Origin of the sequence: Methylothermaceae bacteria B42 (assembly GCA_001566965.1) — a bacterium.
Taxonomy (GTDB): Bacteria; Pseudomonadota; Gammaproteobacteria; order Methylococcales; family Methylothermaceae; genus Methylohalobius.
On the sequence record LSNW01000016.1, the window covers coordinates 1 to 2,897 of the forward strand.

The following is a 2,897-nucleotide window of genomic DNA, read 5'->3' on the forward strand; positions in this document are numbered from 1 at the left end:
GATATAGCTCAGTTTGGTAGAGCAACTGATTCGTAATCAGTAGGTCAGCGGTTCAAGTCCGCTTATCGGCTCCAGAAGAGAGAAAGGGCCTGGCAGCGTGCTGCCAGGCCCTTGTCTGTCTGTAAACCGCCAGGCCCCAGCCAGGGACTGAGCCTGGGGTGGAGGATGCTTTCCATATCTTCATTCCACTGTGGCCAACCGTCATATCCTTCATCAGGTGTAGTAAGCCAGAAAATTGTGTCCCTGGGCGGCCAGCACCGTCGGATTTGTGCCGGGATGTTTGGATAACGCTTTGGAGCTTCGCAAAAGCGATTCCATACCGGTTTCCATGGTCCTTCATGTGCTGCCTAACCTGGCGTCGCAATCCAAAGGCCCGTCGTTTTCAGGATGGAAAGCCCATTGCGATTTACAGACTTCCACAAAGGCGCGCCACTCGTTCCCGCCACGAGTATCGGGAAGGTATCACCCTGATCGAGCCATTGCAACAGGTCCCGAACCGGGTCACCGCCGGTAAGGAAAGTATTAAGATCCTCATAAATCTGCAACCTCCCAATATCCTCCCCTGGCCGGACCAATTCGCTTCAACCACCCATGCTGCTTAAGTTCGGCAATGTGACGCCTGACCGTCTTCCGATCGCGGCCTGTTGCCCTGGCAAGCATGTCATAGGTAATTTTCGAGTCGCCCTTAATAAGCTCCAAGAGTTTCCTCTGGAATGGATTTTCAGGGGCATCAAGGGCATTTTTAGTCTCGCCTTCCGATTTTTTAGGAGCGTTTTCAGGGGTAAATGGGGTGAACAATGCTGCTTTTAGGGGCTTTTTACAGCTTTCAGGGGCACTGCCAACAGGCAAAATGGTTTTCAAATAATCTTCCGTGGCCTCAAAGAGTGGTTCTTTGCCGCTAAACTGTATGGTCAGAGGAATTATTTTGGTACGCACGCCCATGCCTCTGGCGTCTACATAACCATAATCCCGTAAAACCTCCAGGATGAGGGGATTTCGTGGAGTTCTGCGCCCGGCTTTCATTTTTTCGACATCCATGGAATTGGGCAACGCTCCGGGACTTATGACTTCCAACCGGTCAGTGTAGCGGGTGATTTCGATATCCACGGCACGGGTCCAGTCGCGATGGGCCAGAGCGTTCAAAACTGTTTCCCGAATTGCTTCAATGGGATACATCCACTTTTTCCCGCGTGTAAGGGTTTCAGGGGCGATCGAATCGCCTTCAATCGTGATAAACGGTTCAATCGTACGGATAAATTTCTCAATTATTCCTTCATCAACCAGCGTTTTTTCGCCATCAAAACTCCATCTTCCAACCATGGGGCCGTCCAGAATCACATCAAGTCTTGCCCGGTATTGTTTATCGTCAGCATCAAACACCATGACCCGCAAACCTGCCTGTTTCAGAAAACGCCTTGGCTTGATGCCGAAAAGCGCGATCCCGGCAATCGTGCAGATCTTATTGCCAATGGCGTCGGTAGTCATGAATCCGAGGCCATCCAAACGATCCAACCACTCTGCTTCGGAAACCGGCAGTTCGTGTTCCCCCAGGATGTCCGATAGATAGTTTTCCAATCTGGCCATATCCAGGGTTTTCAGACCGGTACCCGAAACCGGCAGGGTTTCCGTATGGAGCAGGCCACCGGCATCAAACAGCCTGATTATCTGTTCCCGGGTAGCCAGCCGGCTTGTGGAGCCCATGCGAATATATACATCTTCACGATCGTTATGTCGGAGAACATACGGTTTTGCCGTGCCCGGCGAAATGGAGATAACCGCGACTCGTTTTCCGTTATCGAGTTTGACTTCCTGATAGTGGGGGATAATTACCGGATGGACATGCCTCCCGATGACCGTATCCATGATCCACTCCTCCGGCTTGGAACGCTTGATTCCAGTAATATTGCCGCTATCATCCACGCCAAGCAGGATCATGCCACCCTGGAAGTTGGCCATGGCAACTACTTCCTTAGCCAACTGTTCCGGGCGAATGTCATCCCGTTTGAATTCCACACTGGAATTCTCGCCATTGGCGATTATCTCGAGCAGGGTCTTTTTATTCAACATCCCATCATCGCCTTACTATTGTTTCGTATCTGAAGATATGGCATGACAGCGTCCCCCGTTAGTGTATCATTCTTTCTGTAAATTCTGAGGAGGCGAGTTGCCAAAAGCAGGTCACGGCTTATCCTTTCGTGACCCAAAACCACAACACAACGAAAGGGGAAAACAATGACCTGCCAAACCCAGGATACCCAATTTGAGCTGGCAAGGGAACTGTTGATTGAGCATGGATTTGATGGTGTTGCCAGCGCCATGACCATCCTGCTCAATGCGGGCCATGAGGCTGGAGCGTTCCCGATGCCTCAAGGCCGAACCATATGAGCGTAATGAACACCGTCGATCCAACGCAAACGGTTACAAGCCGAAGACGGTCAAGACCAAGGCGAGGGAAATACAACTCGCTATTCCCCAGATAAGAGACAGCGGGTTCTACCCCCAGTAGTCTTCAACGAGGATTACGGTCGGAGCGTGCCGGAATATGTCCCTGGAACCTTGCCAGAATGGCGCGGTGTTGTGCCAGCATGGCAAGGGGTGAATGGCCCGTGGCTGTCTGGTCACCTCAATCCTGCCCGTCGAAAATGAAGAAAAAATTTTTGCAGTATCAGTGAATTCCAAGCGCAGGTTTGAGGTTTTTCGGTAGTCAGGGCGATGCTGTAAATGCCGCAGCGCCGACCCGGACAGCGGCCAGGGCGATGCAGATGCCCAGGATGAGGCGGAGGGTGTCCACCGGCACCCTGCGGCTGAGGCTGGCGCCCAGGAAGGCCGCCGGCACCACGGTGAGCAGGATGGGCAGGGCGAGGGGCCAGGCGATCTGCGAGGTCAGGGCCTTGACG

1 protein-coding gene, 1 tRNA gene and 2 pseudogenes are annotated in these 2,897 nt (G+C 52.6%); 1 reads left to right on the forward strand and 3 read right to left on the reverse strand.

Annotation, left to right across the window (positions count from 1 at the left end):
- Positions 1 to 74: transfer RNA gene (locus tag AXA67_07930), tRNA-Thr, on the forward strand.
- Positions 75 to 347: 273 nt separating this feature from the next.
- On the opposite strand, the gene AXA67_07935 is transcribed toward AXA67_07930, so the two are convergent.
- From AXA67_07935 to AXA67_07945, 3 genes and pseudogenes are all read right to left on the reverse strand, one after another.
- Complete coding sequence (locus AXA67_07935) at positions 348 to 545, reverse strand: hypothetical protein (protein KXJ40894.1); 198 nt, start codon at positions 543 to 545, stop codon at positions 348 to 350.
- A 301-nt stretch (positions 546 to 846) separates the two neighbouring features.
- A pseudogene (locus AXA67_07940) lies at positions 847 to 2,064 on the reverse strand (transcriptional regulator).
- Positions 2,065 to 2,704: 640 nt separating this feature from the next.
- Positions 2,705 to 2,897, reverse strand: a pseudogene (locus AXA67_07945) (hypothetical protein).